General features: G+C 67.3%; 24 protein-coding genes. 9 read left to right on the forward strand and 15 right to left on the reverse strand.

The window, feature by feature from the left end; all coding sequences use genetic code 11:
- Positions 1 to 316: 316 nt before the first annotated feature.
- The 3 genes from ACZ5MJ_RS29455 to ACZ5MJ_RS29465 all read right to left on the reverse strand — a co-directional run bounded on the left by ACZ5MJ_RS29455 (position 317) and on the right by ACZ5MJ_RS29465 (position 3,865).
- Positions 317 to 499 (reverse strand): YjfB family protein, encoded by a 183-nt coding sequence (locus ACZ5MJ_RS29455; protein ID WP_464224532.1) that lies wholly within the window; start codon positions 497 to 499, stop codon positions 317 to 319.
- Positions 500 to 722: 223 nt separating this feature from the next.
- A complete protein-coding gene (locus ACZ5MJ_RS29460) occupies positions 723 to 1,100 on the reverse strand; it encodes a mechanosensitive ion channel protein MscS (RefSeq protein WP_464224533.1) in 378 nt (125 codons plus the stop codon).
- A gap of 287 nt (positions 1,101 to 1,387) precedes the next feature.
- A complete protein-coding gene (locus ACZ5MJ_RS29465) occupies positions 1,388 to 3,865 on the reverse strand; it encodes a DUF3772 domain-containing protein (protein WP_464224534.1) in 2,478 nt (825 codons plus the stop codon).
- Positions 3,866 to 4,269: 404 nt separating this feature from the next.
- On the opposite strand from ACZ5MJ_RS29465, the gene ACZ5MJ_RS29470 reads away from it, so the two are divergent.
- From ACZ5MJ_RS29470 to ACZ5MJ_RS29480, 3 genes are all read left to right on the forward strand, one after another.
- Complete coding sequence (locus ACZ5MJ_RS29470) at positions 4,270 to 4,530, forward strand: antitoxin (RefSeq protein WP_464224535.1); 261 nt, start codon at positions 4,270 to 4,272, stop codon at positions 4,528 to 4,530.
- Positions 4,527 to 4,967 carry a PIN domain-containing protein gene (locus tag ACZ5MJ_RS29475; protein ID WP_464224536.1) on the forward strand — a complete coding sequence of 147 codons (441 nt, stop codon included), beginning with the start codon at positions 4,527 to 4,529 and terminating at the stop codon, positions 4,965 to 4,967. Before ACZ5MJ_RS29470 ends, ACZ5MJ_RS29475 begins: the two co-directional genes overlap by 4 nt.
- Before the next feature lie 82 nt (positions 4,968 to 5,049).
- Positions 5,050 to 5,718 (forward strand): alpha/beta hydrolase, encoded by a 669-nt coding sequence (locus ACZ5MJ_RS29480; protein WP_464224537.1) that lies wholly within the window; start codon positions 5,050 to 5,052, stop codon positions 5,716 to 5,718.
- Between the two features lie 111 nt (positions 5,719 to 5,829).
- Here ACZ5MJ_RS29480 and ACZ5MJ_RS29485 read toward each other — a convergent pair whose 3' ends face one another.
- The 3 genes from ACZ5MJ_RS29485 to ACZ5MJ_RS29495 form a co-directional block, all read right to left on the reverse strand.
- Positions 5,830 to 6,552 (reverse strand): GntR family transcriptional regulator, encoded by a 723-nt coding sequence (locus ACZ5MJ_RS29485; RefSeq protein WP_464224539.1) that lies wholly within the window; start codon positions 6,550 to 6,552, stop codon positions 5,830 to 5,832.
- A gap of 78 nt (positions 6,553 to 6,630) precedes the next feature.
- Positions 6,631 to 7,959 (reverse strand): MFS transporter, encoded by a 1,329-nt coding sequence (locus tag ACZ5MJ_RS29490; RefSeq protein ID WP_464224540.1) that lies wholly within the window; start codon positions 7,957 to 7,959, stop codon positions 6,631 to 6,633.
- A gap of 131 nt (positions 7,960 to 8,090) precedes the next feature.
- Positions 8,091 to 9,746, reverse strand: a complete 1,656-nt coding sequence (locus tag ACZ5MJ_RS29495) for a GMC family oxidoreductase (protein WP_464224541.1) — start codon at positions 9,744 to 9,746, stop codon at positions 8,091 to 8,093.
- A gap of 130 nt (positions 9,747 to 9,876) precedes the next feature.
- Here ACZ5MJ_RS29495 and ACZ5MJ_RS29500 point away from each other — a divergent pair, with 130 nt between their 5' ends.
- The gene (locus ACZ5MJ_RS29500) at positions 9,877 to 10,701 is read left to right on the forward strand and encodes an IclR family transcriptional regulator (RefSeq protein ID WP_464224542.1); all 825 of its coding nucleotides are present in this window, start codon (positions 9,877 to 9,879) and stop codon (positions 10,699 to 10,701) included.
- A 15-nt stretch (positions 10,702 to 10,716) separates the two neighbouring features.
- Here ACZ5MJ_RS29500 and ACZ5MJ_RS29505 read toward each other — a convergent pair whose 3' ends face one another.
- Positions 10,717 to 11,334: a uracil-DNA glycosylase family protein gene (locus tag ACZ5MJ_RS29505; RefSeq protein ID WP_464224543.1), complete on the reverse strand. Its 618-nt coding sequence runs from the start codon at positions 11,332 to 11,334 to the stop codon at positions 10,717 to 10,719.
- A 56-nt stretch (positions 11,335 to 11,390) separates the two neighbouring features.
- Here ACZ5MJ_RS29505 and ACZ5MJ_RS29510 point away from each other — a divergent pair, with 56 nt between their 5' ends.
- Positions 11,391 to 11,684: a type II toxin-antitoxin system PemK/MazF family toxin gene (locus tag ACZ5MJ_RS29510; RefSeq protein WP_464224544.1), complete on the forward strand. Its 294-nt coding sequence runs from the start codon at positions 11,391 to 11,393 to the stop codon at positions 11,682 to 11,684.
- 50 nt (positions 11,685 to 11,734) lie between these two features.
- Here ACZ5MJ_RS29510 and ACZ5MJ_RS29515 read toward each other — a convergent pair whose 3' ends face one another.
- A complete protein-coding gene (locus ACZ5MJ_RS29515) occupies positions 11,735 to 12,385 on the reverse strand; it encodes a GntR family transcriptional regulator (RefSeq protein WP_464226642.1) in 651 nt (216 codons plus the stop codon).
- A 140-nt stretch (positions 12,386 to 12,525) separates the two neighbouring features.
- Here ACZ5MJ_RS29515 and ACZ5MJ_RS29520 point away from each other — a divergent pair, with 140 nt between their 5' ends.
- Positions 12,526 to 13,719 carry an acyl-CoA dehydrogenase family protein gene (locus tag ACZ5MJ_RS29520; RefSeq protein ID WP_464224546.1) on the forward strand — a complete coding sequence of 398 codons (1,194 nt, stop codon included), beginning with the start codon at positions 12,526 to 12,528 and terminating at the stop codon, positions 13,717 to 13,719.
- An 86-nt stretch (positions 13,720 to 13,805) separates the two neighbouring features.
- Here the strand turns inward: ACZ5MJ_RS29520 and ACZ5MJ_RS29525 are convergent, their stop codons facing one another.
- The 7 genes from ACZ5MJ_RS29525 to ACZ5MJ_RS29555 are packed head-to-tail and all read right to left on the reverse strand — an operon-like array spanning position 13,806 to position 22,196.
- Positions 13,806 to 14,630, reverse strand: coding sequence for an IclR family transcriptional regulator (locus ACZ5MJ_RS29525; RefSeq protein WP_464224547.1), 825 nt, complete (start codon positions 14,628 to 14,630; stop codon positions 13,806 to 13,808).
- A 37-nt stretch (positions 14,631 to 14,667) separates the two neighbouring features.
- Positions 14,668 to 15,825 carry an alpha-hydroxy acid oxidase gene (locus tag ACZ5MJ_RS29530; RefSeq protein WP_464224548.1) on the reverse strand — a complete coding sequence of 386 codons (1,158 nt, stop codon included), beginning with the start codon at positions 15,823 to 15,825 and terminating at the stop codon, positions 14,668 to 14,670.
- A 13-nt stretch (positions 15,826 to 15,838) separates the two neighbouring features.
- Positions 15,839 to 16,753, reverse strand: a complete 915-nt coding sequence (dapA, locus tag ACZ5MJ_RS29535; RefSeq protein WP_464224549.1) for a 4-hydroxy-tetrahydrodipicolinate synthase — start codon at positions 16,751 to 16,753, stop codon at positions 15,839 to 15,841.
- A gap of 11 nt (positions 16,754 to 16,764) precedes the next feature.
- Positions 16,765 to 18,528 (reverse strand): ABC transporter permease subunit, encoded by a 1,764-nt coding sequence (locus ACZ5MJ_RS29540; RefSeq protein WP_464224550.1) that lies wholly within the window; start codon positions 18,526 to 18,528, stop codon positions 16,765 to 16,767.
- Positions 18,525 to 19,616, reverse strand: coding sequence for an ABC transporter ATP-binding protein (locus ACZ5MJ_RS29545; protein WP_464224552.1), 1,092 nt, complete (start codon positions 19,614 to 19,616; stop codon positions 18,525 to 18,527). Before ACZ5MJ_RS29545 ends, ACZ5MJ_RS29540 begins: the two co-directional genes overlap by 4 nt.
- Positions 19,617 to 19,654: 38 nt before the next feature.
- Positions 19,655 to 20,740, reverse strand: a complete 1,086-nt coding sequence (locus ACZ5MJ_RS29550) for an ABC transporter substrate-binding protein (protein WP_464224553.1) — start codon at positions 20,738 to 20,740, stop codon at positions 19,655 to 19,657.
- Positions 20,741 to 20,759: 19 nt separating this feature from the next.
- Positions 20,760 to 22,196 (reverse strand): FAD-binding oxidoreductase, encoded by a 1,437-nt coding sequence (locus ACZ5MJ_RS29555; RefSeq protein ID WP_464224554.1) that lies wholly within the window; start codon positions 22,194 to 22,196, stop codon positions 20,760 to 20,762.
- 313 nt (positions 22,197 to 22,509) lie between these two features.
- Between ACZ5MJ_RS29555 and ACZ5MJ_RS29560 the strand changes: the two genes are divergently transcribed.
- The 3 genes from ACZ5MJ_RS29560 to ACZ5MJ_RS29570 are packed head-to-tail and all read left to right on the forward strand — an operon-like array spanning position 22,510 to position 26,927.
- Positions 22,510 to 24,837, forward strand: coding sequence for an FdhF/YdeP family oxidoreductase (locus tag ACZ5MJ_RS29560; protein WP_464224555.1), 2,328 nt, complete (start codon positions 22,510 to 22,512; stop codon positions 24,835 to 24,837).
- A 39-nt stretch (positions 24,838 to 24,876) separates the two neighbouring features.
- Positions 24,877 to 25,722 (forward strand): formate dehydrogenase accessory sulfurtransferase FdhD, encoded by an 846-nt coding sequence (gene fdhD / locus ACZ5MJ_RS29565; protein WP_464224556.1) that lies wholly within the window; start codon positions 24,877 to 24,879, stop codon positions 25,720 to 25,722.
- Positions 25,716 to 26,927: a molybdopterin molybdotransferase MoeA gene (locus tag ACZ5MJ_RS29570; protein ID WP_464224557.1), complete on the forward strand. Its 1,212-nt coding sequence runs from the start codon at positions 25,716 to 25,718 to the stop codon at positions 26,925 to 26,927. Before fdhD ends, ACZ5MJ_RS29570 begins: the two co-directional genes overlap by 7 nt.
- Positions 26,928 to 26,935: the final 8 nt, after the last annotated feature.

The raw sequence follows: 26,935 nt of genomic DNA on the forward strand, positions 1-26,935 counted from the left end.
ATGAACTCGTTCTGGTTGGCTCTCTGTTGCCGGCTGGTCCTGGACGGAATCGCACGGGGCCGGACAGACCAGCGAATCGTAGGCCTGTGAAGCCTTCATCCAGCTTTCCTGCTGTGGCGGTTCTGACTCAGGGGAAATACCGAGAAGGGCGAGACAATGGGCCCTGGGGAGGGTGTCCGGAGACGGCTACGGCAGATGAATCGGGAGCGCCCAGGCGAGATGTGCAAGCACTTGGGGCGGAAATCCGCGGGTGTCCGCGCGGCATGCCAGGCCGAGGCTCCTCGCCGCCGCCGGCGGGAGGAGCAACCCCGGGGTATCAGACCTTGATGTCGATGTTCTGGCCGAGATGGGGCGGATTGCTGGCGGCGCTGGCCTGCGGCATCGCCTGCAGCAGGGAAGCAACGCCCTGCGCCTGCATGTCCAGCGACTTGCGCAACATCAGCAGGGACACCGGGTCGGTCCCCGGGTTGCCTGCCGCGCCGATACTAGAAATTTCCATTGAGGGTGTTCCTGGTCAAGGTTGAGAAGAGGACATGGCAGGAAGGCCGCGACGAAAACCGCCTGCGCAGACCTTCCTGCATCATCCATGTCGGCGGGAATCAGGAAACCTTGAGCCGCTGCCGGCAAGGGCCCGGCTGATGTTCCGGGCGCTTCAAAACAAAGGCCCCATGCATGCATGGGGCCTTTGTCATTGGCGGAGCGCGTTCTGCAGCGCGCCCGCTTCAATTGCCGTAATAGGGCTGCTGCGGGTAGTAGCCCGCGGGCTGCGGGCCGCAAGGCACGTAGGCGCGGTCGTAGTCGCGATAGCAATAGCCCGGAGGCGCCGCGGGCGGGGCGTATGAGACGGGTGCCGGCGCGTACGCGACAGGTGCCGGGGCATACTGGACGGGCGCCGGGGCGTATGCGACCGGTGCCGCCACGACCGGCGCCGAGGCCAGGGCCGCGCCGACGGCCAGTCCGACCAGGGCGCCGACAGCCAGTATCGCTCCGGCATTCGGGCCGCCGCGGTGGTAGTCGCGGTCATGCGCCGACGCCGGGCCGGCAGCCGCCAGCGCCGCGCACAGGGCAACCGCTGAGACGATTCGGGTGGTGGGGCGCATATCGGACTCCTTCAGATGCCGCTTGTGTACATCCACTATGGACGCAAACTGCCCCTTCAGGTGTTTCGCGGCGGCCACCGACTTGTTAGGGTTGTAACGGCTGCTTTAAGCCGGCGGCGTCGCCAGGCCGGGTGGCCAGTGTGCCGAGTCCGCGCAGGCTGTCGGCCAGTTCGGCTTTCAGCGCGCTCGGGCAAGTGGTTGCGGCAGTAGAAGCGGTGGCCCTGTACGTGGGTGGTGGAAGACGCCGGGGCGGGGCTGGCGGCGGAATAACGCGCCGCCGCCAGGCTTTAGCCGGCCGCCAGCGCGCGCTCCGGCTCCTGGCCGAATGGCGGCAAGTTCTCCAGCCGCAGCGATTGCGGCACCGACAGCGAGATGCCCGCGCCGCGCAGCCGCTTGAGGATCTCGAACAGCAGGTCGCTGCGCGTGGCGGCGGCGATGCGCGGGCTGCCGACATAGCCGGTCACCGACAGCGTGATGCCGTTGGGTGCGAGCTGGCTGAACATGACCGAGGGCGCGGGCACGTCGAGGATGCTCTCGTTCTCGCGGTAGACGTCCAGCAGCAGGTCGCGCAGCTGTTCGGGGTCGGTGTTCAGCGGGAAGGTAAGCTGCAGCGACGCCACCCCCTGGGTGCTGTTGCTCATGGTCACGTTGCGCAGGTTTTGCGAAATCAGCTGCGAGTTGGGCACGATCACGGTGGAACGGTCGCCCAGCTGGATCTCGGTGGCGCGCACGTTGATGCGGCGGATATCGCCCTCCACGCCGGCGATGCTGACCATGTCGCCCACCTTGACCGGACGCTCGGTCAGCAGGATCAGCCCGGACACGAAGTTCTTCACGATCTCCTGCAGGCCGAAGCCGATGCCCACCGACAGCGCGCTGACGATCCACGCCAGGTTGTCCCAGCGCACGCCCAGCAGCGACAGCGTCAGCAGCACCAGCAGCACGTAGCCGACATTGCTGAACAGCGTGATCAGCGAGGCGCGCAGGCCCGGCTCCACGCACAACTTGGGCAGCAGTTCCCCGTCCAGCCAGCGCCGCACCCTGCGCAGCAGCCAGATGCCCACGCCCAGCGCGACCAGCGCATTCAGGATGCGCTCGGGCATGATGTTCAGGCTGCGCAGCCTTTCGCCGCCCAGCACGGTCCCCAGGCTGTTGACCAGGTCCGCCGGGGTGGTGCCGAAGCCGCCGGTCAGCAGTGCCAGCACTGCCAGCAGCAACAGCAGGCTGGCGCCGATGCCCGACAGGATGGTGGCGGCCTGCTCCAGGCGCGAATCGTCGACGCCGAACAGCTGCTTGATCACTTGCCCGCTGGCGTGCTGGGTCGAGAGCACGCTTTCGAAGACGTCGCGCGTGACCTGGGTCAGCAGGTACAGGCTGCACAGCACGATGTCGAACCAGACCAGCTCGTAGGTCAGGAAGCGCGCAAAGCTGATATAGCCCGCCAGCAGCGCCGCCAGCGACACGATCACGATCAGGCTCACGCCGGCGTGGATCATGCCGGCCAGCGTGGCGCGCGCCTCCGGCCGTTCGCCCGCGGCGGCCAGCACGTTGCGCACGCGGTTGGCGTGCAGCAGCGCGGCGCCGATGGTCAGCACCACCACCAGCGAGACCAGCCCGCGCCCCAGCAGCGTGACCTGCACGCTGGTATCGGCAATGCGGTTGAGCTGTTCCAGCGTGCCGGCCAGCAGCAACAGGCCGGCCAGCACCGCGGGGAACGGCTTCATCGCCAGCGCCACCGGGTCGGCCAGCGCCGGCAGGCGCCAGGAGGGATGGCGGGTGCACAGCAGCGCGCGCCCAAGGCCCGCGATCAGGGCGCTGGTCAGGGTCAGCTTGAGCAGCTGGCCGTACAGCGTCATCAGGTCGGGCGGCAGTGCATAGTTGCGCGTGAAGGCGTTGTAGACGATCTGCACCGCGAGCCCCGTGGTGGCGACCGTGGCGACCGTGGTGGCCAGCGCCAGCGCGCTGCGCCGCAGGCGGGTCTCGGGCAGCCGGTTCAGGCAGAACCAGGCCAGCGCCCGCTCGGCCAGGCGCTTGCCCAGCAGCCAGACCCCGAGCGCGAGCAGCAGCAAGGCGATGGTGGCGGCGCGCTGCGACGGCTGCCAGGCCAGCTGCACCATCGGCACGACCTGGTCGAGGAAGGTGTCCATGCGCGCCTGGTCCTCCGGGGTCGGGCTGACCATCGGCTTCCAGAACTGCGGGTTCAGGATGCTATCCGAGCGCAGCGCCAGCTGGTCCTTCATCTGGCTGCGCAGCAGCCGCCCGAGCTGGTCGCTCAGGTTGGCGATGTTCTCCTTGCTCTCGGCGGCCTGCTTGATCTGCGCATCGAGCTGCGTGCGCCGCGCATTCAGCTCGGCGCGTTGCCGCACTACCGCCGGGGCTTCCCTGGTGGTGCCATCCGCCGGCGGCGGCCCCAGCACATCGAGCTGCGCCTGCAGCTGCGCACGTTGCGGCGTCAGCGCCGAGGACAGGTTGCCGACGTCGGTATCGAGCTTGTGCAGGGTGTGGTCGAGTTCATCCAGCTTGGTGCTGCCGTCGGGGTCCGAGGCTTGCTGCTTGATGCGGTCCTGCGCGGTCTGCAGGCGCTTGAGTTCCGCGGCGGCTTCGGCATGTGTGATCGCAGGCGCCTGGGCCGGCGTCTGCTGGGCCTCCGTGGCGGAGGCGGCCTCGGAGGCCGGGGCCGCGACGGCGGCCGGCAATGTGGCTGGCATCAGCTGGCATAGCGCAGCGAGCGCAAGGCTCAGCGCGAGCCGTGAAACGTTGCTCATGGCGGAATCTCGTCGGTGGTGACGGCTTGCGGCGGCTCCGGCAAGGCGATCGCGCTGGCACGCATCGGGTGCGACCGCGATGGGGATGCGGAACGGCCGGAACACCGGCAATGAACAGGGGAAGGGATGGCCGCTCGCTGGCGCTCCCTTCGGCGAAGTCTGGTCGGGGCACGAGGCGCGGCGGGCGCGCACGGGACGTGCTGACCGATGACGGCGGACCAGGGCAACAGCCCTGCCGCGATTCGCAAAATTATAGGAAAGCACTACCGCCATCCGGCGATACGAAGAGGTTCATGTGCCACACAGTGACAAATTGATACCAGAGAGCGTTGCCTTTTGGTATATAGCTTGATAGCTACCGTCCGACGGTATATATTGCGATAGCTATCCAGTGAGGGGGTGCCATGACGCAAACGGCCAAGATCTTTACCACCGGGCGCAGCCAGGCGGTGCGCCTGCCACTCGAATTCCGCTTTGACGCGCGCGAGGTCTATATCCGGCGCGATCCCGCGACCGGCGATGTCATCCTGTCGCCGCGGCCCGGTTCGTGGGACGGCTTTTTCGCACTTGATGCGACCACCGAGGTGCCGGCAGATTTCCTGGACGAAGCCGATCGCAACCAGGGCGAGCAATCGCGTGACCCGTTCGCGGACGCGCCGGCATGACGACAACCTATCTGCTCGACACCAACATCGCGAGCCACATCATCAAGGGTGACCTGCCGCAGGTACGCGCGCGCCTGGTGGCCGTGCCCATGCATAGTGTCGCCGTGTCCGTGGTCACCCGGGCCGAACTGCTGTACGGCGTGGCCAAGCGCGGCCATCCCACAGGACTGGCCACGCGTGTGCGCGAGTTCCTGTCGCGTGTGGCCGTGCTGTCGTGGACGCCCGAGGTTGCCGTTGTCTATGCTGAGTTGCGCGCGGCTTGCGAGGCGGCGGGCACGCCGCTGGCTCCCCTGGACATGATGATCGCCGCGCAGGCCAGGGCCCTGGCCGGCACGGCAGCCGGGGCCACTGCCGTGCTGGTCACACGCAATCGAGCCTTTGGCCGTGTGCCGGGCGGGCTGGCCCTGGAAGACTGGACGCACGAGAGCATTGCATGAGCCGCCTTTTCCGATTGCCATCAGCGCATGTTCCCGGGCCCGGTGCGGCCCATCGTCATCATCAGGATCATCAGGAGTAGGCATGGCTGTTCCGTCAGGCACGGAAAAAACCCAAATCGGCGGCGAGGCCGGGCCCATTGAAATGCTGGTAGACCGGCCCGCCGGCGCGGCGCGCGGCATCGCCGTGGTGGCGCATCCGCATCCGCTGCTGGGCGGCTCGGCCACGCACAAGGTGCCGCACCAGCTGGCCAAGGCGCTGGTGGCGCGCGGCTACCTGACGGTGCGGCCCAATTTCCGCGGAGTCGGGGATTCCGCAGGTGAGCACGACCAGGGCAGCGGCGAGGCGCGGGACATGCTGGCGGTCGTCGCCCATCTGCGCGCGACGCATCCCGGGCTGCCGCTGGCGCTGGCCGGGTTCTCCTTTGGCGCCTTCGTGATAGCCAATGTGGCCGCCACCCTGGCCGCGCAGTCAGTGCCGATCCGGCACCTGGTGCTGGCCGGCACGCCATACGGCACGGTGAAGGCCCATCGCAGCTACGACACGCCGGCCGTGCCCGCCGATTGCCTGGTGGTCCACGGCGAGCGCGACGAGCGCGCGGAACTGGGCGCATTGTTCGACTGGGCGCGGCCGCAGGTGCTGCCGGTAGTCGTGGTGCCTGGCGCGGATCACTTCTTTACCGGCAAGCTGCCGCTGCTGGTGCGCATCGTGGGTGGATACCTGGATCGCCCCGAGCCTGGCGCGGCGCTGTAAAAGCTTTGATCTTCCCCGCGATCGCACCGACCGCGCGCACGGCACCGGGAACCCGCAGCGGACGACGCCCGCGCCGCTGACGGCCGGCGTCAGGCGCTCCTCCGGCGTTCCTCAGGCGTTGGGAACGGCAGGCGCGTCGGCCGGATCCGGGTGGATCTGCATCACGGCGGCGCGCTTTTCCAGCAAGTGCTGGCGCAGGATAGACGCCAGCCGCTTGCCGTCGCGGGCTTCCAGCGCGCGGATCATCTCTTCATGATCGTGCACGGCGCGGTCCCATTTGTCGGTCTGGAAATTGGAGCGGAAACGCATCGCCTTGAGCCGCCGGTTCAGCGTCAGGTAGGTCTGCTGCAGCGTCTGGTTGCGCGCCGCCGCGGCGATGCGGTCGTGGATTTCCTGGTTGCGGCTGTAGTAGCCGGGCAGGTCGCCGCTCGCGCGGCAGGCCAGCATGGCGTAGTGCAGCGCCTTGATCTCCGCCAGTTCCTGCGGCGTGATGCGCTCGCACGCCAGTTCGCCGGCGAACGCCTCCAGGCCGCTCATCAGCTCGAATGTCTCCCAGGCCTCGGCCTCGCTCATCCGCGACACGCTTGCGCCACGGTTGGGCGAGATCTCGATCAGCCCCTCGGCGGCCAGTACCTTCAGCGCCTCGCGCAGCGGCGTGCGCGAAATTCCCAGCGTTTCGCACAGCTCGCGCTCGTTCAGCTTCGTGCCCGGGGCCAGCACCCCCTCGACGATGAAGTTGCGCAGGTGGTCGACCACGGTGTCGTGCAGCCGCTGGCGCACCACCTTGGGCAGGAGCGGGGCGGCGGCCGCGCCGGTGCCGTCCGGACTTTGCATGCAATGTTCCTGTCATTAGCGTTGCGCCATTCTAAGACATTGCCGGCTTGTCGCGCCGCCGCCTGCCCCCTTTTGAACTCAGCTCGCCGGGCCGCGCAGCGGCACGCCGCTGTCGCGCAGCGCCCCGGCGCCCGGGCGCCGCCCGATCAGCGCCACCGACAACGCCGACACCAGTCCCGCAAACGCCACGTAGGCGCAGATCTGCCAGGGTTTGCCGCCGCCGGACTTCAGCAGCGCCGTGGCGATGATGGGCGTGATCCCCGACGCGAAGATTCCCGAAAATTGGTAGACGAACGAGATCCCCGTGTAGCGCACCCTGGCATCGAACAGCTCGCAGAACAGCGCCGCTTCCGGGCCATAGACCGCGGCATAGAGGATGCCGAACGGCACCACGATGGACAGCCACAGAAGCATGGTGTTGCCGCCGCTGTTCAGCATCAGCCAGAACGCCGGGAAGGCGGACAGGGCCGTGATCAGCGAGCCCCAGAAATACACGCGCGTGCGCCCGATGCGGTCGGACAGGTGACCGAAGAATGGGATGAAAAAGCACATCGCCATGGCTGCGGCCATCACCCCCACCAGCGCCTCGGTGCGGCTGATATGAATGGTCTGGGTCAGGTAGGTGATCGAGAACACGCCGAAGATATTGAAGAAGACCCCGTCGATATAGCGCGCGCCCATGCCCTTGAGGATATTGCCCGGGTAGCGCCGCATCATGTCGACAAAGGGGATCCGCGTCTCGGCATTGCGCTGCTTGACCACGGCGAATTCCGGCGTTTCCTTGACGTTGAGCCGGATATACATGCCCACGAACACCATCCCCGCCGAGATCAAGAAGGCAACCCGCCAGCCCCAGGCGAGGAACTGCGCATCGGTCAGGGTCAGCGACAGCAGCGCCACCACGCCGGAGGCCAGGCACAGCCCGATCGCCAGCCCGATCTGCGGCAGCGAAGCATAGAACCCCTTCCTTCCCGGCGGCGCGTATTCATACGCCATCAGCACCGCGCCGCCCCATTCGCCGCCCAGGCCGATGCCCTGCAGCACGCGCAGCACCAGCAACAGGACCGGCGCCAGGATGCCGATGCTGTCATAGGTCGGCACCAGCCCGATCAGGAAAGTGGACACGCCCATGATCATCAGCGTGATCACCAGCATGCTCTTGCGGCCGACCTTGTCGCCGAAGTGCCCGAAGATCACGCCGCCCAGCGGCCGCGTGACAAAGCCCACCGCAAAGGTGGTGTAGGCGAGCATGGTGGCCACCAGCGGGTCAGTGCCGGGGAAATACAGCTTGTTGAAGACCAGGCCGGCGGCCACGCCGTACAGGAAGAAGTCATACCACTCGATGGTGGCGCCGATCACGGACGCCAGTGCGACCTTGCGGATCGCCTGTTCATTAGGGCTTGTCATGCTTGTCTCCTCTGGTGATGGGCGGCGTCCTTTGAAAGAATGGTTATGGACGCCGGATGCACGGCAGGGTCTGGCCTTGTTGTTATCGATGCCAGGCCCGGGTTGTTGCGGCAACGATGGCCGCAGGCCGCTCAGGCGGCTGTCGCTATCGGTGGCGCGACCTCGACGGGGTGGATTTCACGCCGTGCGTCTTCGCGGATAAAGTCAGCCGCGCGCTCGGCCATCATCACCACCGGCACGTTGGTGTTGCCCGAAACCAGCGTGGGCATCACCGAGCAGTCCACCACGCGCAGGCCGCCGATGCCGTGCACGCGCAGGCGCGCGTCGACCACCGCCAGCGGATCGGCGGCGGGGCCCATTTTCGCGGTGCCCGACGGATGGAAGATGGTGGCGCCGTACTCGCGGCAGAAGTGCAGGATCTCGTCGTCGCTGCGCACCGCATCGCCGGGCCGGAACTCGCGCTTCATCAGGCCGCGCATCGGTTCGGTCTGCGCTACGCGGCGGGCATAGCGCACTGCCGCGACAGTGCTGCGCCGGTCCAGCTCGGCCGACAAGTAGTTGGGCTGCATCGACGGCGGCGCATACGGATCGGTCGAGCGGATCCGCACCGTGCCGCGCGACTCGGGCCGCAGCTGGCATACCGAATAGGTGCAGCCTGAGAACGGATGCACCATGCCGCCGGCCATGTCCGCCGACAGTGTCGAGAAATGGAACTGCGTGTCCGGCGTGGCGCTTTCCTGCGGCAAGGCCCGGCAGAACATCGCGCCCTGATTGATGCCGATCGCCAGCGGCCCCCTGCGCATCAGCAGCCATTCCAGGCCCATGCGCGCCTTGCCCGTCAGCGAGTGCAACTGGTCGTTGGTGGTGATCGGCTTTGCCACCTCGTAGATCAGCCGGATCTGCAGATGGTCCTGCAGGTTCTCGCCCACGCCCGGCAGGGCATGTACCACCGGGACGCCCAGGTCCTGCAGCAGCGCCGCCGGACCGATGCCCGACAACTGCAGCAACTGCGGCGACTGCAGCGCGCCGGCACACAGGATCACCTCGCGCCGCGCCCGCAGGATATAAGGCTGCCCATGCTGGCTGTAGCGCACGCCGACTGCACGCTTGCCTTCGAACAGGAGGCCGGTGGTGTGCGCGTCGGTCTCCACGCGCAGGTTCGCGCGCCCGCGCGCCGGGCGCAGGTAGGCCACCGCGGTGGAGCAGCGCCAGCCGTTGCGGGTGGTGAGCTGGTAGTAGCCCACGCCCTCCTGGTCGCCGCCGTTGAAGTCCGTCTTGCGCGGCAGGCCCAGCGCCTGGCCGGCGCCGATGAAGGCATCGACCAGCGGATGCTGCCGGTCGATCGAGGTCGCATTGAGCGGGCCTTCGGTGCCGCGTGTCGGTCCGGCGCCGAGGTCGTTGTTCTCGAGCTTGCGGAAGTAGGGCAGGCACTGGTCCCAGCCCCAGCCCGGGTTGCCCAGCGTCTCCCAGTGGTCATAGTCTTCGCGCTGGCCGCGCACATAGATCAGGCCGTTGATGGCGCTGCTGCCGCCCAGCGTGCGGCCGCGCGGCCAGTAGATGCGGCGGTTCAGCATATTGGGATCGGGATCGGTATAGAAGCCCCAGTTCACGTGCTTGTGGAACATGGTCTTGCCATAGCCGATCGGGATATGGATCCACGGGTAGCGGTCGGGCGGGCCGGCCTCCAGCAGGCAGACCGAATACCGGCCGTCTTCGCTGAGCCGGTTGGCCAGCACGCACCCGGCCGAGCCGGCGCCCACCACGATGTAGTCAACGGTTTGCGACATCGTCGCTGTCTCCTGTTCTGGCCGGCAGGCACATAGCCACCCGGCTTTTGTCTATAATTTGAAACGTTCTGTTCCGGATTCTATTTTTCTAGGCCGGAATGGAAAGCCCAATCGCGAGGAGACGCCGGTTGTGAAACAGAACGTGCCATTCCCGTTTCAGAATCGCACTGCAGCAGAAGACGGGGCGGTGGAGGAAGATGCACGCAGCCTGCGCGCGCTGACGGTGCTGTCGAGCCTGGCCAGGGCGCAGCACCCGCAAACGCTGTCCCAGCTCTCGCAGCGCCTGCATGTGCCCAAGGCGACCCTGATGCGCTTGCTGGCTGCCATGGAACGATCCGGCTTTGTGATCCGGATGCCGGCCGAACGCGGCTATGTGCCAGGCCCCGGCGCGGCGGCGCTGGCGCTGCAGACACTGCGCAGCCCGCCGCTGCTGCGCGAGTGCCGCGCCATCCTCGCCCGTCTGGTGGCGAGCCTGGGCGAGACCTGCAACCTCACCGCGCTCGACGGCGACCGCGTGCTCTACGTTGAACGCGTGGAGACGCATGAACCACTGCGCCTGCAGCTCTCGCCCGGCATCCATGTGCCGCTGCATTGCACCGCCAGCGGCAAGCTGTTCCTGTCAACGATGAGCCGGCTGGAACGCCAGCAGATGCTGAGGCGCCTGGACCTGGCGCAGCACACGCCGCGCACGCTGTCCGATCTGCCGGCGCTCAATGCCGAGCTGGACCGGCTGGGCGCGCGCGGCATCGGCGTGGATCACGAGGAATTCGTGCGCGGCATGTGCGCGGTGGCGGTGCCGGTGCGCGAGCCGGATGGCGTGGGGCCGGGACGGGTAGTGGCGGCGATTGCCTGCCATGCGCCGACGGCGCGGGCATCGCTGGAGGCGCTGTTGCAGGCGGTGCCGACGCTGCAGGGCGCGGCGAGGGAGATGGCGGCGGTGCTGTGCGCGCAGTGAGCCGGAATGCGCAGCTTACGGAAATGCTTGCCCGTCGTGCCGCAGAATCAGCCCAACCCGCTCACGCAGCATCGGCAGCACCTCGCCCTCAAACCACGGATGCTGCCTGAACCACGGCTGGTTGCGCGGTGAAGGGTGCGGCAACGGTATGAAGTCCGGCGCGTAGTCTTTCCATGCCCTGACGGTCTCGGTCAGCGTCGGCTTGCGGCGCGCCCCGAGGAAATGTCGCTGCGCGTACTGGCCGACCAGCAAGGTCAACGCAATCGACGGCAGTTCCGCCAGCAGCCGGTCGAGCCACAGTGGCGCGCATTCGGGGCGCGGCGGGTTGTCGCCACTCTTGCCTCGGCCTGGGTAGCAGAATCCCATCGGGATGATGGCGAACTGTGATTCGTCGAGGAAGGTGGCGGCGTCGACCCCAAGCCATTGCCGCAGGCGGTCGCCGCTTGGGTCGTTCCAGGGAATGCCGGTTTCGTGCACGCGTGTCCCCGGTGCCTGGCCGACGATCAGGATGCGCGCGGCGGCCCCGACGCGCACGATCGGGCGCGGACCGAGGGGCAAGTGTGGGGCGCAGACGCGGCAAGCGCGCACTTCCTTCAGCAGGGCATCGAGCGAGGCGTATCGGGGACGGCTCATGGTCACGGCGCCGTCACGCGTGGTTGCCTGCCACCTGCCGCGACAGGAAGCTGCAAGTGGCCACCAGCACTTTGGCGCATTCGGGGATGCACGTCTCCATACCGTTCAATGAAAGGGCGAGTATCTTGATGAGCTTGCTGATGACAACGGCAGCCTGCAGCAAGACCAATCCGTTTGCGATCAAGTTTCAGGGGCCGAAGGGAAAGGAAAGCTACATTCTGGCCCATCAACCCAAGTCGTTTGACTGGCGAGCCCGAAGCGCAGAGGCTCACCCCTGGAAGCAAGCGCTCTTGGAAGTTTATGCCGCCGTTTGCGAGCAGCTAAACCGGATTATTGCGGTCGCCGAATAACTGCCTAATTGACCGTGCGGGCGGGTTGCTGACGGGGCCAGCGGCCGCGCCTATCCCTGCTGTGCCGCCAGGATCGCCTGACGCACATTCTGCACGTGTGCGATGCCCGCGGCCTCGGCCTGGTCCGGATCGCCGGCCAGGACGGCCGTGGCAATGCGCCGGTAGTCCGCCAGCCGCATCTGCTGCAGCGAGGCGAGGCGGTGCTGGGCGTGAACCACTGGCATGTGGATGGTGGGGAACAGGCGCCGGAGTTCCTGGTTTCCGCCCATGTCCAGCAGCGTCCGGTAGAAACGGCGCCGGGCGGTAGAGAACGCCTCGCTGTCGCGCGCCTTCTCGGCAGCGGCCAGTTCCTGAATCGTGGCGCGCAGCGTCTGCACATAGGTGCGGTCGCCGCCGCCGCGGGTCGCCGCACGCGCCAGCAGGCCGGTCATGCGCTCAGCCACGTCGAGCACGTCCATGGTGTCCTGCGGGCCGAGCCGGCGGATCATCGCGCCGCGGTGGCGCGGCAACTCGACGATGCCCTCGGCCGCCAGCCGCTGCAAGGCTTCCCGCACGGAGTTGCGGCCCACGCCGAATTCCGTGACAAGGTCGGTTTCCACCAGTCGTTGCCCGGGCACGAAGCTGCCGAGTTCCAGGCCGCCGATGATGCCGAAGAACACGATGTCGGATGCACTGCGGCCATGGCGGGCAGCGCCGGGCATGGGCGTGGGAGGGATCAGGGGTGGTGCAAGCGTCACGTGACAACTCTGGTGGATGGCAGGACGTCATTCTAATAGGATAGAATCGTCCTACAATATAGTCCTACTTGTCCGCGCCAGTCCATCGCAAGGAAGCCCATCCCATGTTCACCGCCTGCCCCACAGAAAGAAGCCGCGTCATCGCCGATCGCGTCGAGCGCTTTGTCCGCGAGATCGTGGTGCCGTATGAGCGCGATCCGCGCTGCGAAGCCCACGGTCCGACCGCTGAACTGGTCGCCGAACTGCGCGACAAGGCGCGTGCCGCCGGCGTCATGACGCCCCATATCCTGCTCGATGGCTCCCACCTGACCCAGTTGGAGACCGCAGCCGTGCTCAAGCGCTCGGGCTTGTCGCCGCTAGGGCCGGTTGCCGTCAACACCATGGCGCCGGACGAAGGCAATATGTTCCTGCTGGGCAAGGTGGCCACGGCGGCGCAGAAGCAGCGCTTCCTGGAGCCGCTGGTCAGCGGCGAGGCCCGCTCGGCGTTCTTCATGACCGAGCCTGCCGAAGAGGGCGGCGCCGGTTCCGATCCCTCGATGCTGCAGACCACGGCGGTCAGGGACGGCAACGACTGGGTGATCCGCGGACGCAAGAAGTTCATCACCGGCGCGGAAGGCGCGCAGGTGGGCATCCTGATGGCGCGCACCGGCGACGGCGAGCGCGCGCAGGCCACCATGTTCCTGGTCGGCCTGCCGCATCAGGCGATCCGCATCGAGCGCCTGCTCGATACCATCGACAGCTCCATGCCGGGCGGCCATGCGCAGGTGCTGATCGACGACCTGCGCGTGCCGCAGGACCAGGTGCTGGGCGAGGTGAACGAGGGCTTCCGTTATGCGCAGGTCCGCCTGTCGCCGGCGCGGTTGTCGCACTGCATGCGCTGGTTCGGCGGTGTCGCGCGTGCCGATGAGATCGCGCGCGCCTACGCCACCACGCGCAAGGCCTTCGGCAAGCTGCTGATCGACCACGAGGGCGTGGGCTTCATGCTGGCCGAGAACCTGATCGACCTGCAGCAGGCCGCGCTGATGATCGACTGGTGCGCTGGCGTGCTCGACGGCGGCTCGCTGGGCACGGCGGAGAGTTCGATGGCCAAGGTGGCCGTGTCCGACGCACTGTTCCGCGTGGCCGACCGCTGCGTGCAGATCATGGGCGGCATGGGCGTGTCGCGCGACACCATCGTCGAACAGATCTTCCGCGAGGTGCGGGCCTTCCGCATCTACGACGGCCCGACCGAAGTCCACAAGTGGTCGCTGGCGAAGAAGATCAAGCGCGATACGCTGGATGCCTCGCATCACGGCTGACCATCACGACGGCGCCGCGCCTGCCTGAGCGCCACGTGGTGACATGAGGTCGTCTGACACGAAGCCGGTGTGGCGTCCGGCATCGCTCATGCCGTCTGGTAGCTCATCCGCTTCGCCTGCGAGATCGACATGGCCGCCACCTGCACATGGGGGGCCAGCTTGGCCTGCGCGGTTTCCAGGGTCCAGCGCGTGGCGGGGACCGAGATATTGATGGCCCCGACCGGCAGGCCGCGGTGGTCGGTGATCGCTGCCGCCACGGAGATGTCGCCGACCACGGTCTGGTTCATCACCACGGCATAGCCGCGTTCGCCAGCCTCGCGGATCGCCGCCATCAGGTTGTCCGGCTGCGTCTCGGTGAACGGCGTGATCGGGGTCAGTGCGGTCGCCCGCACCACGTCCCAGCGCTCTGCTTCGGTCAGCTTCGACAGGATCGCAATGCCGGAGGCGGTGTACACGGCCGGAAGCCGGTATCCGACCCCGAAGTCGACGTTGATCAGGTGCTGGCCGGGGAAGCGGGCCAGGAACACGATCTCGTGCCCGTCCAGTTCCTGCAGGTTGGCGGTTTCCCCCAGCGTGCGGCTGATATCGAGCAGGTAGGGCGAAGCGCGCTCGACCAGGTCGTTGGAGCGCAGGTAGTTGTACGACAGTCCCAGTACCTTGGACGCAAGCCCGTACATGGCTGAATCGGGCAGGCGCCGGATATAGCCGAGCTGTTCCAGCGTGTGCACCAGCCGCTGGGTCGCGCTGCGGTCGAGATCGGCCGCGCGCGCGATTTCCGCCATCGACATCAGGCGGCGGTCCGGGCCGTGGAAGGCTTCCAGCACCTGGAAGGCCTTCTCCACCGAACCGACGAACAGGGACGAACGCTCGCGCCTTGCGCGCAATCCGTTGCCTTCATTAGTTGAGTCCACACAACCTCCTGCTCGTCCTTGCCATTGTCTTCACGATTCAAAGTGCTGCCAGCCGCGCGGCATGGTCGTCCGAGAGCGCGGCCGTGTCCAGCTGTGCCGCTTGCGGTATGCCCAGCAGCCGCAGCGTGGTCTCGAATTCTCCACGCAGGATTGCCAGGACTTCCGCCACGCCCCGCGGGCCGCGCGCCGCCAGCCCATACAGCGGCGCCCGTCCCACCAGCACGCCGCGGGCCCCCATGGCCAGCGCCCTGGCGATGTCGGCGCCGCGCCGCACGCCGCCATCGACGAATACCTGCATCCTGCCCGCCGCCGCCACGATGGCCGGCAGCATCTCGACCGCGCTGGGTGCGCCTTCCAGCTGGCGGCCGCCGTGGTTGCTGGCCACGATGCCGTCCAGCCCCTGTCGGGACGCCATTTCCGCGTCGGCGGGCGTAAGGATACCCTTGATGATGACCGGCCCGTCCCAGTGCCGGCGCACCCAGGCGATGTCGTCCCAGCACAGCGACATGTCCATCTGCCGGCTCAGTCCCGCCGCCTGGGTCTTCAGGTCGGCAGCCAGCCCGCTGCTGCGGGCCAGGTTGACCAACTGCGGCGAGCCGCCCTGGCGCAGCATGCGCAGGCACCAGCGCGGGTGGAGCGCCAGGTCGGCCAGCAGCCGGGGTGTCCACGGCACAGGCATGCGGAAGCCATTGCGGATGTCGTGGTCGCGCTTGCCATGCACCATGGTGTCGACGGTCAGCATCAGCGTGCTGAAGCCGGCGGCGCGTGCGCGCGCCATCATGCTCTCGGCGATGGAACGGTCGCGCTGCACGTAGAGCTGCAGCCACAGGTCGCCGTCGCTGGCGGCACGCACGTCTTCGATCAGCGAGGTCGATGCCGTCGACATCACGAAGGGCAGGCCGGCCGCGTGCGCGGCCCGCGCCAGGGCTTCTTCGGCTTTCGGCCAGTACAGTCCGTTCAGTCCCGTGGGACCCACCAGCAACGGCAGGCTGTACTTGCGGCCGAAGACCTCCATGCCGGGATCGAGGTCCGTGACGTCGCGCAGCACGCGCGGGCGGAACAGCAGTGCCTGGTAGGCGGCCAGGTTGCGCGCCAGCGTGCGCCCGTCCTCGGCGCCTCCCTCCAGATAGTCGAAGGCGAAGCGCGACAGCCGGCGCCGCGCCAGCTCCCGATAGTCCTTGATGGCCGGCAGCATGGATGTCAGCGCCTCAGGCCAGGGCGGCCTCGGCCTGCAGCCGCTGCGTGAGTTCGGCGCGCAGCCGCGCCTGCAGTTCGGGCGCCGGCGCCACCAGCGGCGCCAGCACCGTCGGGGCGCTCACTCCCACCAGGTCGAGCACGGACTTCAGCGGCCCCGGGTTGGTTTCGGAGAAGGCCAGATCCAGCAACGGAATCAACTCACGGTGCAGGGCCACCGCTTGCGCGGTCTTGCCGGCCAGGCCGAGGTCATAGATGGCGCGCCAGGTGCGCGGCAGCACGGAGGCGGTCACCACCACGCCGCCCCTGGCACCCGCCGCCATATGCAGCGGGAACAGGCTGTCCTCGCCGCTGAACACGCTGAAGCTGTCGTCGACACCCGCCACCACCTTGAGGAAGTGGTACATGTCGGTGTTGCAGGCCTTCATGCCGATGATGTTCTCGTGGCGCGACAGTTCGTGCAGCACCTCGGGCGCGATCGCGATCCGCGTGCGGTAGGGGATCTCGTAGATCATGACCGGCACCGGCGAAGCATCGGCATAACGCAGGAAATAGTCGCGGATGCCTTGCTGGGTCGGCGACGTGTAATAGGGCGTCAGCACCATCAGGGCCGAGGCGCCCACGTTGGCAAAGGCCTTGCCCGCGTCCAGCGCATCGTGGAAGCCCGGGTCGAGCACGCCGGGAATGACCGGGACCTGGCCCGCCGCGGCTTCCACGCAAAGGGCCGCCATGCGGACCCGCTCCTCGCGTGACAGGGCACCATATTCGCCGGTGCCGCCCAGCGGCACCACGCCGGAAATGCCGTTGCCGAGCAGGTAGGCCATCAGCTTGCGCGTGGCGTCCTGGTCGATCTTGTCGTCGGCCGTTACCGGCGTCGGGATGGCGGGGAAGATGCCGCGCAGGTCGGCGGCGGTAAGCTTGTGGTTCATGGGTAGAAGTCTCAGCGCTCGGCGCTTTTGCGGCGCAAACGCTCCGCGCAGGTGATCAGGAGGGTAACGAAGACGAACAGGCAGGTGGACACCGCGGCAATCACCGGTGAAAGCTGCAGCGTCACCTCGTCCCAGAACTGCTTGGGCAGGGTGGCGCTCAGTCCGCCAGAGGCAAACAGGGCGATCGTCAGCTCGTCGAACGAGGTGGCGAAGGCGAACAGGAAGGACGAGAACAAGCCCGCCGCGAGGATCGGCAGCGTGACGTAGCGCAGCGTCTGCCAGGGCCTGGCGCCCAGGCTTTGCGCCGCCAGGTCAAGCCGCGTGTCATAGTTGCGCAGCACCGCCATCATGGTCATGACGACGTAGGGCACGGCAATGACCGTGTGGCCGATCATCAGGCCCAGCGAGGTGCCGACCAGCCCGACCCTGGCGAAGAAGTAGAACATCCCCACCGCGATGATCATGCGCGGGATGATGATCGGCGACAGCACGAACGCCAGCAGCAGCGACTTGGCCCGCATCTGCGTACGGACCAGCAGGAAGGCCACCGGCGTGCCGACCAGCAGCGCCAGCACGGCGGCGCCAAGGCCGACCAGCAGCGAGCGCAGCCCGGCCTGCATCCACAGCGGCGACGCGAGCATGTCCTGGTAATGCTGCAGCGTGAAGCCGCGCGGCGGCCAGTTCAGCCCCGACTTGCCGGCGAACGACAACGGGATCATCAGCAGCGCCGGCACGCTCAGGAACAGCAGCATTATCAGTACGATGGTGCGCAGCGGCAGCGAATCGCCTGGCTGCGGCTCGCGCCGGCCGCGCGGCACCAGTGCCAGCAGCTTGTCGCTGACGGTGCCGAGCGCGCCAAGCAAGCTGTCGCCGAGACGGTACAGCATGCCATCGTGCGCGGCCGCGGAGCGGGTGCGGCGCTCCGAACCGCCGGCCATCGACGACAGCCCGAGCACCTTGTCGTACAGGGCGAAGACTGCCAGCACCACCAGCAGCAGCAACACCGAGATCGAGCCGGCGAAGCCCCAGTTCATGGTCTGCTGCACCTGGTCGATGATCAGCTGGGCCACCATGATCTCTTTGCGTCCGCCCAGCAGCGCGGGCACGATAAAGAAGCCGACGGCGGTGACGAACACCATGATGGCGCCGGCCGCCACGCCCGGCATCGAGAGCGGGAAGTACACGCGCCAGAACGCCGTGCCGGGCCGTGCCCCGAGCGTAAGGGCCGCGCGCGGCAGGTTGCGGTCGATGTTTTCCATTACCGACAGCATGGTCAGCACCGCCAGCGGCATCAGCGCGTGCACCATGGCTACCAGGACGGCGCCCAGGCTGTACAGCAGGTTGGACGGCGCATCCTGGATGCCCGCGGCGGTCAGCAGCTGGTTGATCACGCCATTGCGGCCCAGCATCACGATCCAGGCAAAGGCGCGCACCAGGAAGCTGGTCCAGAACGACAGCAGCACCCAGAACAGCCACTTTGCCTTCTTGTCCTTTGACAGCGAGGAAATCAGGTAGGCCACCGGATAGCCGGCAACCACGGAAAGCAGCGTGGTCCAGAGCGAGATCTTCAGCGTGATCAGCATCACGTCGACATACACCGACGACGCAAACAGCTGCCGGTACTTGGCCAGCGTGAAGGCGCCGTCGCTGTAGATGCTCAGCAGCAGGAGCTGGCCAACCGGATAGACCAGCAGCACCACGAACAGGAACACCAGCGGCGCGGCCAGCAAGGCTGGCCGCAGGCCGGGGCGGCGTTGCAGGGCGGCGGCGATCATACGGAATCCGGGACGGCGACAGCGTCGCTGCGCTGCCAGGTAAGCGTGACTTGCTGCCCGACCGCATGCCGAGAAGCGCCCATCGAGGTGGGGTAAGACAGCACGACCGGGGTCTTGCCGGCGGCTTCGGCTTCCACGTACAGCTTGGTCAGGCTGCCCGTGATCATGCTGTCCAGCACTTTGCCGCTGACCGCATTGGCAGCGGTGGCGCCATTGGCCATGGCGATGTTCTGCGGCCGCACCATGACCCGCACCTTGCCCCCGGCAGCCACCGGTGCATTGGTGACCGCGTGGGCGAGGGCGCCGCCCTGCGCCAGCGCCACCTCGACGTGGTCGCCGCGCACTTCTGTGACCGTGCCCTCGAACAGGTTCGATTCACCGAGGAAGTCGGCGACGAACAGCGTGCGCGGGCGGAAGTACAGGTCCGACGGTGTGCCAAGCTGCTCGATCTTGCCGCCGTTCATCAGGCAGATGCGGTCCGACATGGTCATCGCCTCTTCCTGGTCGTGGGTGACATAGACGATGGTCGTGCCCAGCTCGCGGTGGATGCGCTTGATTTCCAGCTGCATGTGGTCGCGCAGCTTCTTGTCCAGGGCGCCCAGCGGTTCATCCATCAGGATGATCGACGGCTTGTAGACCAGGCAGCGGGCCAGCGCGATGCGCTGCTGCTGGCCGCCGGAGAGTTCCTTCGGGAAGCGCGCCGCGACGTGGGGCAGGCGGACCATCTCCAGCGCTTCCAGTGCCTGGCGCTTTGCCGTGGCCGCGTCGACGCGGCGCATCTTCAGCGGAAAGGCGATGTTCTCAGCAATCGTCATGTGCGGGAACAGCGCGTAGTTCTGGAACACCATGCCGATATCGCGCTCGTAGGGGGCGCCATAGGTCACGTCCTTGCCATTGATCAGGAGCTGGCCGCCGTCCGGCACGGTCAGCCCGGCGATCAGGCTGAGCAGCGTGGTCTTGCCCGAGCCCGAAGGGCCCAGAAGGGTGAGGAATTCCCCCTCGGCCACTTCAAGTTCGGTCGGTGCCAGCGCGACGAAGTCGCCATAACGCTTGGTCAGCCCGGAAATCTTGAGTTTGAAGTTCGGCATCGTGTCGTTGCTTCTGGTGTCCAGTGAAGAGGTTCAGATCACTTGAGGATCCAGCCGTTGAACTTCTCCATCACCGCGGCCTGGTTATCGAGCCAGTACTTGGCGTTGATCTGCACGCCCGACCTGATGTTGTCGGGGTGCGTCGGGCAGTTCTTCGCGATGTCGGGTTTGATGTGGCTGAAGGCATCCGGCTGGGTGACGCCTGCGGGGAAGTGCTCCACCAGCGAGGCCATGCGCTTGGGATCGGACGCGAATTTGATGAATTCGCGGCAGGCTTGCGCATTCGGCGTGCCGGCCAGGATGGACCAGTTGTCCACGCCCCACAGGTTCTGGTTCCAGACGATGCCGACCGGGGCGCCCGATGCGGCCGCGCTCTGCGCGCGCGACACCCACGTTGCCACCATGTCGACTTCGCCGGACTTGAGCATCTGCTCAACCTGGGCGCCGGAATTCCACCACACGTCCACGTTCGCCTTGATCTTTTCCAGGTTGGCGATGGCCCGGTCGACATTGAGCGGATAGAGCGACGAGGTCTGCGTGCCGGCGGCCATCAGCGACTCTTCCAGCGTGTCGAACGGGTGCTTGCGCAGGGCGCGGCGGCCGGGGAAGTCCTTGACGTTCCAGAAGTCGGCCCACGAGGACGGCGCCTTGCGGCCCTTGAAGGCGTCGGTACGATAAGCCAGGACCGTGCTGTAGACGTTGGTGCCCACGCCGTAGGGCGACATGAAATGCGCCGGAATGGTCTTGACGGTGGCGTCGCCCTCCAGGCCGTGCTTCTCCAGGTAGACCTTGCCGCCCTGTGTCAGCAGCAGGATGGCCGGCTGGCTGATCTTGGCCATGTCCCAGGTGTAGTTCCTGGTTTCGACCATGCTGCGGATCTGCGCCACCGGCTCGGCATTGGCCTGCACGCCCACGACCTCGATGCCGGTCTTCTCGGTGAACGGCTTGTAGTACACCGCGCTGTAGGCCTTGGTGTAGATGCCGCCGTCGTCGCGCACCACGATGCGCTTGGACTGCGCGCGCGCAAATTGCAGCACGGCGGGTGCGGCCAGGGTCCCGAGGCCGGCAGCCGCGACCTTGAGGGCGCGCCGACGCGAAGAGTTGATGAGGCTGTGGTCGTTCATGCAAGCTCCTTGGTTTCCGTCAAGGTTGTGAAGACGGGACGGCCGGCAGCAGCCGACCAGGGTTGAACAGGTCCGCCGGGTCCAGCATCCGCTTGATGCCGCGCATCATGGCGATCTCGACCGCCGGCTTGAACTGCGCCATTTCCTCGGTCAGCACCTGGCCAATGCCGTGCTCCGCGCTGAAGGTGCCGCCCAGTTCGTAAGCCACCTGGTCGATGGCGTGCTTGATGCGGGCGGCGACCGCATCGCGCTCCGGCAGCGCTTCCCACTGCGCGAACGGCACCAGCGGGATGAAGTGGACGTTGCCATCGCCCAGGTGGGCAACCACGATGATCGGCAAATCCGGCAGGACCGCATGCGCCGCGGCGGTGGCGCGCTCAATGAACCGCGGCACGGCCGAGACCGGCACCGCGCAATCGGTGTTCAGGCCCAGGCCCGCCTTTTTGTTGCCTTCGGAGACGCTATGCCGCACCAGCCACATGGCCTCGCGCTGCGCGCCGCTGGCCGCCACCACGGCATCGTCGACCAGGCCTTCGGCCACGCCTTGCTCCAGCACTTCCTGCAGCACCTCGTCGAGCAGCTCGCGCCGGCCGGTGTCGGCAAGCTCCACCAGCACGTGCCAGGGATGGCTGGCGGGCAAGGGCGCGCGGCGCTCGGGCACGTGGTCGAGCACGATCTGCAACTGCACATCGTTGAGCATTTCAAAGGCGGACAGCGTCGCGCCGCAGCGCTGCTGGAAGCGCCCCAGCATGTCCAGCGCGGCCTGCGGCGTGCGCACCGCCAGCCACGCCATCGCGTGCGCGGTGGGCAGCGGATGCAGCTTGAGCGTGGCGGCCGTGATCACGCCCAGCGTGCCTTCGGAGCCAATGAACAGGTGCTTGAGGTCGAGGCCGGTGTTGTTCTTGCGCAGGCGGTAGAGGCCGTTCCAGACCTGGCCGTCCGGCAGAACCACTTCAAGGCCCAGTACGTTGTCGCGCGTATTGCCGTAGCGCAGCACGCCGGTGCCGCCGGCATTGGTGGCAATGTTGCCGCCGATCTGGCAGGAACCTTCGGCGCCCAGGCTGACGGGGTAGAGGCGCCCCTGTTCCGCCGCGGCCTGCTGGATGGCGGCCAGCACGCAGCCCGCTTCGACTTCCATCGAATTGTTGGCCGCATCGATGGCGCGGATGCGCCGCATGCGCGCCAGGCTGATGACGATGGGCGGCGTGCCGTCCGGCGCTGGCACGGCGCCGCCGCACAGGCTGGTATTGCCGCCCTGCGGCAGCACGGGCACGTTGGCCTCGGCCGCGGCCTGCACCACCGCCGCCACTTGCGCGGTGGAGGCCGGCAGCACCACGCAAAGCGCGGGTCCGCGGTAGCGGCCGCGCCAGTCCTCGATGTATGCGGCAACGTCGGCCGGCGCCGTCAGCACCGCATCCTGTCCCAACAGGTCTTGCAGCTTCAAAACAAGTGACATCGTTGGTGTCCTCGTGCTGGATTGAGGAAATACTAATCGATTGTCATGAGAATAAGAATAGGTGAAATCAACATAGCGTTAATCGCAATGCGATTACATAGCGGTGGCGGCAAGTCTGGTGTTTCAGCAAGTCCGCGGCCCGCTACGTTCCGCGCGAGAACCCGGGACTGTGCTCCCCGGGCAAGCCGCCGTTTGTACATACCGGCTGATCCCCGGGAAATCTAATCTGATGTCACCGCAACGATCCGGACCCTGGCCCCGGCAGTACAGGGCAGGCCGGACAGCGCCCCCGTCGTTACAGGACACCACGCCAATGAGCTCCCCGACCCCTGAAAAAGGCCACATCGCCCCCTACACCCACCCCGCCGCCGGCTGGGGTGCGCTGAAGTACGTTGCCATCAACCTGATCAAGGAGAAGGTTGCCGGTGGCAAGTACAAGATGCTGTTCAAGCAGAACCAGGCCGATGGCTTCGACTGCCCCGGCTGTGCCTGGCCGGACCGGCAGCACGCCTCCACCTTTGAGTTCTGCGAGAACGGCGTCAAGGCCGTGGCGGCCGAGTCCACCAGCATGCGCGTGACCCCGGAGTTCTTTGCGCAGCACACGGTGACGTCGCTGATGGCGCAGACGGACTTTGAGCTGGAGCAGCACGGGCGGCTCACGCACCCGATGGTCTACGACCCGCAGACCGACAAATACCGTGCGATTGCCTGGGACGAGGCCTTTGCGCTGATCGGGCGCCACCTGCGCGCGCTGCCTGACCCGAACCAGGCCGCGTTCTATACGTCGGGACGCGCCAGCAACGAGGCTGCGTTCCTCTACCAGCTGTTCGTGCGCGCCTATGGCACCAACAACTTCCCCGATTGCTCGAACATGTGCCACGAGGCCACCAGCCGGGGCCTGCCGCAGACCATCGGCGTGGGCAAGGCCACGGTGGTGCTGGATGACTTCGAGCATGCCGACACCATCCTGCTGTTCGGCCACAACGCGGCCACCAACCATCCGCGCATGCTGGGCGAGCTGCGCGAGTGCGCGCGGCGCGGCGCGACCATTGTGTCGATCAACCCGCTGCGCGAACGCGGGGTGGAGCGTTTCACCAGCCCGCAGCACCCGGTGGAGATGCTGACCGGCTCCAGCACAAAGATCGCTTCGATGTTCGTGCAGCCCAGACTGGGCGGCGATTTTGCGCTGATGAAGGGCATGGCCAAGCGCCTGGTCGAACTGGACGACGAGGCCATCCGGCACGGCCGCGAGCGCCTGATCGACGTGGATTTCGTGCGCGAGCACTCCATCGGCTTCGGCGATTTTGTCGAAGACCTGCGCGCGGAAAGCTGGGCCGACATCATTGCCGAGTCGGGCGTGTCGCAGGAGGATATCGATGCGTTGACCCGGGTCTACGCCAGGGGCAAGCGCGTGATCGCCTGCTGGGGCATGGGGCTGACGCAGCACAAGCATTCCGTGCCGACGGTGCAGATCCTGTCCAACCTGATGATGATGCGCGGGAACATCGGCCGCCCGGGTGCCGGGCTGCTGCCGGTGCGCGGGCATTCCAACGTGCAGGGCGACCGCACGGTGGGTATCGAAGAGAAGCCTGAGCAAGCCTTCCTGGACCGCCTGCAGGCCGCCTTCGGCTTCGAGCCGCCGCGCGAGCACGGGTATGACGTGGTCCACACCATCTCGGCGATGCTCGCAGGCAAGGTCAAGGTCTTTGTCGGCCTGGGCGGCAATTTCTCGACCGCCACGCCGGATACACCGCGCACCTTCGAAGCGCTGCGCCAGTGCGACCTGACCGTGAACATTGCCACCAAGCTCAACCGCAGCCACCTGGTGCACGGCAAGGCGTCGCTGATCCTGCCCACGCTGGGCCGCACCGAGATCGACCAGCAGGACGGCGTGGCGCAGGGCGTGACGGTCGAGGACTCGGTCTGCATGGTCCATATCTCCTTTGGCATGAACGCGCCGGCGTCGCCGCACCTGTTGTCGGAGATTGCCATCGTCGCGCGCATGGCAGCCGCCACGCTTGGATCGGAGACGATCGACTGGCTCTGGTATGCGCAGGACTATGCCCGCATCCGCGATGCCATCGAGCAGGTGATCGACGGCTTCGAGAGCTATAACGCGCGCGTGGCGGTGCCGGGCGGCTTCCACCTGACGCCCGCGGCATGCAACCGGGTCTGGCATACGCAGTCGGGCAAGGCGCAGTTCCTGGTCAACCGCATCGACAAGGACACCCCCATCAGCCGTGCCCGCCAGCAGTATGGCGACCAGTTGATGGTGATGATGACGACGCGCTCGCACGACCAGTACAACACCACGATCTATGGTCTGGACGACCGCTACCGCGGCGTGTTCGGCCTGCGCCGGGTGGTCTTCATCAACCCGGCCGACCTGGCGCGGCTCGGCCTGAAGGCGGGGCAGCACGTGGACATCACCAGTGTCTGGGACGACGGTGTGCGGCGCCAGGTCGAGGACTTCGTGCTGGTCGAGTACGACATCCCGCAAGGCTGCCTGGGGGCCTACTACCCCGAGACCAATCCGCTGGTGCCGCTGGAAAGCACTGGCGACGGTTGCGGCACGCCCACGTCGAAATCGGTGCCGGTATTGCTGACCCCGTCCCGTCGCCAGCCCGAGGCGGCGTGCTGATCCTGTGCTGCTGCATCTGTTCTTTTGCGAGAGACCCCCATGGAATGCACCGAACTGGCTGAGCACTCAGGCTATGAAGCACGCAGCATCGTGCGGCACAAACACTGCGTGGCGCAGCCGGCCACGGACAATGTGGCGGAAGAACTTCCGGTGGCGCTGGTGTACAACGGCATCTCGCACGCCGTGATGATGGCCACGCCGCTGGATCTGGAGGCGTTCGCGGTCGGCTTTTCGCTGACCGAGGGCATCGTCGCCCGCAACGCGGAGATCCACGACCTGGAAGTGCGCGTGCGCCCGCACAGCGCCGAGGTGCAGATGGAGATCAGCGAGCACGCCTTTGCCACCATGCGGGCCCGCCGGCGTGCGCTGGCCGGGCGCACCGGCTGCGGCGTCTGCGGCATCGAGAGCATCGAACTGCTCGACCTGCAGCCCGCGCGCATGCCCGAGCCGGCCGCCCGGCTGACGCCGTCGCGCGAGATGATCGAGCGCGCCGTGGCGGCGCTGCCGTCGCACCAGCGCCTGATGCAGGCTACCGGGGGCGTCCACGCCGCGGCATGGTGCGATGCGGGCGGCGAGATCCTGCATGTGTTCGAGGATGTGGGCCGCCACAACGGCCTGGACAAGCTGATCGGCCACCTGGCGATGCAGCGCGTGGCGATGGACGATGGTTTCGTGCTGCTGTCGAGCCGCGCCAGCTATGAACTGGTGCGCAAGGTGGCGCGCATGAATATCCAGATGCTGGCGACGATCTCGGCGCCGACCTCGCTGGCGATCCGCATTGCCGAGCAGGCCGGTCTGCGCCTGCTCAGCTTCTGCCGCCAGGATGGCTATGTCGACTACACCGGCGCTGCATTGGAAGCCACCCTCGGAGGCGCAACATGCTGAACTTTGACGAGGCGCAGGCTGTCTTCGCGATGTGCGCGGAGCCCGTGCCGCAGACCGAAACCGTGTGGCTGGGCCTGCTGACCGGCCGCGTGCTGGCCAGTGACGTGGATGCGGTCATGGATACGCCCGCGGCGGACCGCAGCGCCATGGACGGCTATGCGGTGCGCTGCGAAGACGGTCGCGCTGACGCCTGCCTGCCGCTGCAGCAGGTCGTCTACGCCGGCACGCAGCCGCAGCCGCTGTTGCCCGGCCATGCCATCCGCATCTACACCGGCGGCGTGATCCCGCCCGGCGCCGATGCCGTGGTCGCGCTGGAGGATGCCGAAGAGAGCTATCGGGGCGTCGTCTGCGCGCGGGCGCCCGTGGCGGGCCAGCATATCCGGCGCAAGGGCGAGGATGCCCGCCGGGGCGACCTGTTGCTGCCGGCCGGAACCCTGCTGCACGCGGGGCATATTGCCGCCCTGGCGTCGCAGGGGCTGACGGAGGCCACGGTCCGCCGGCTGGTGGAGGTCGCCATCCTGACCTCGGGCGACGAGGTGGCGGCGCACGACGAGCCGCGCGACGTGTACCAGGTGCATGACGTCAATGGCCCGATGCTCGAGTCGCTGGTGCAGTCGATGGGCGCCGTGGTCAGTTGCCACCGCCACGTGCAGGACGACGAGCGCGCCTTGCACGACATGCTGCGGGAGCTGGCGGCCGATGCCGACCTGGTGCTGGTCACCGGCGGGGCCTCGGTCGGCCAGCGCGACCTGGTCGCGGCGGCGCTGGCTTCGGCGGGCGGCGAGCTGCTTTGCCGTGGCGTCAACATGAAGCCCGGCAAGCCGGTCACGGTGGGGCGCCTGCGCGGCAAGCCGGTGGTGTGCCTGCCCGGCAATCCGGCGGCGGCCTATGCCACCTTCGCGCTGCTGGTGACGCCGCTGCTGCGCCGCCTGCAGGGGCGCGCGGAGCTGTTCCCGCCGGTAGGCCGGGTCAGGGCTGCGCTGGCGGGCACACGCCCGCACCGTGGCGATGCCTTCTGGCGCGTAGGCGAGATCGGCACCCTCGGCGGCCGCGAAAGTTTCGTGCAGGTCAATGCACAACAGGGCGCGGCCTCGGTGTCGGCGCTCGGCCAGGCCAGCGGCTTTGTGCGGGTGGAACCGCAATGTGCCGGACATCTCCAGAATGTGCCCCTGCCGTACTATGATCTTCATCGTTGGCTCAGCTGACGGCGGCC

This window comes from Cupriavidus sp. LA-1 (genome assembly GCF_055385985.1).

Excerpts from the sequence above, each read along its gene's own strand:
- ACZ5MJ_RS29455 (WP_464224532.1), bottom strand. The coding sequence starts at position 499 with ATGGAAATTTCTAGTATCGGCGCGGCAGGCAACCCGGGGACCGACCCG.
- ACZ5MJ_RS29460 (WP_464224533.1), bottom strand. The coding sequence starts at position 1,100 with ATGCGCCCCACCACCCGAATCGTCTCAGCGGTTGCCCTGTGCGCGGCG.
- ACZ5MJ_RS29465 (WP_464224534.1), bottom strand. The coding sequence starts at position 3,865 with ATGAGCAACGTTTCACGGCTCGCGCTGAGCCTTGCGCTCGCTGCGCTA.
- ACZ5MJ_RS29470 (WP_464224535.1), top strand. The coding sequence starts at position 4,270 with ATGACGCAAACGGCCAAGATCTTTACCACCGGGCGCAGCCAGGCGGTG.
- ACZ5MJ_RS29475 (WP_464224536.1), top strand. The coding sequence starts at position 4,527 with ATGACGACAACCTATCTGCTCGACACCAACATCGCGAGCCACATCATC.
- ACZ5MJ_RS29480 (WP_464224537.1), top strand. The coding sequence starts at position 5,050 with ATGGCTGTTCCGTCAGGCACGGAAAAAACCCAAATCGGCGGCGAGGCC.
- ACZ5MJ_RS29485 (WP_464224539.1), bottom strand. The coding sequence starts at position 6,552 with ATGCAAAGTCCGGACGGCACCGGCGCGGCCGCCGCCCCGCTCCTGCCC.
- ACZ5MJ_RS29490 (WP_464224540.1), bottom strand. The coding sequence starts at position 7,959 with ATGACAAGCCCTAATGAACAGGCGATCCGCAAGGTCGCACTGGCGTCC.
- ACZ5MJ_RS29495 (WP_464224541.1), bottom strand. The coding sequence starts at position 9,746 with ATGTCGCAAACCGTTGACTACATCGTGGTGGGCGCCGGCTCGGCCGGG.
- ACZ5MJ_RS29505 (WP_464224543.1), bottom strand. The coding sequence starts at position 11,334 with ATGAGCCGTCCCCGATACGCCTCGCTCGATGCCCTGCTGAAGGAAGTG.
- ACZ5MJ_RS29515 (WP_464226642.1), bottom strand. The coding sequence starts at position 12,385 with ATGCCCGGCGCTGCCCGCCATGGCCGCAGTGCATCCGACATCGTGTTC.
- ACZ5MJ_RS29520 (WP_464224546.1), top strand. The coding sequence starts at position 12,526 with ATGTTCACCGCCTGCCCCACAGAAAGAAGCCGCGTCATCGCCGATCGC.
- ACZ5MJ_RS29530 (WP_464224548.1), bottom strand. The coding sequence starts at position 15,825 with ATGCTGCCGGCCATCAAGGACTATCGGGAGCTGGCGCGGCGCCGGCTG.
- dapA (WP_464224549.1), bottom strand. The coding sequence starts at position 16,753 with ATGAACCACAAGCTTACCGCCGCCGACCTGCGCGGCATCTTCCCCGCC.
- ACZ5MJ_RS29540 (WP_464224550.1), bottom strand. The coding sequence starts at position 18,528 with ATGATCGCCGCCGCCCTGCAACGCCGCCCCGGCCTGCGGCCAGCCTTG.
- ACZ5MJ_RS29545 (WP_464224552.1), bottom strand. The coding sequence starts at position 19,616 with ATGCCGAACTTCAAACTCAAGATTTCCGGGCTGACCAAGCGTTATGGC.
- ACZ5MJ_RS29550 (WP_464224553.1), bottom strand. The coding sequence starts at position 20,740 with ATGAACGACCACAGCCTCATCAACTCTTCGCGTCGGCGCGCCCTCAAG.
- ACZ5MJ_RS29555 (WP_464224554.1), bottom strand. The coding sequence starts at position 22,196 with ATGTCACTTGTTTTGAAGCTGCAAGACCTGTTGGGACAGGATGCGGTG.
- ACZ5MJ_RS29560 (WP_464224555.1), top strand. The coding sequence starts at position 22,510 with ATGAGCTCCCCGACCCCTGAAAAAGGCCACATCGCCCCCTACACCCAC.
- fdhD (WP_464224556.1), top strand. The coding sequence starts at position 24,877 with ATGGAATGCACCGAACTGGCTGAGCACTCAGGCTATGAAGCACGCAGC.
- ACZ5MJ_RS29570 (WP_464224557.1), top strand. The coding sequence starts at position 25,716 with ATGCTGAACTTTGACGAGGCGCAGGCTGTCTTCGCGATGTGCGCGGAG.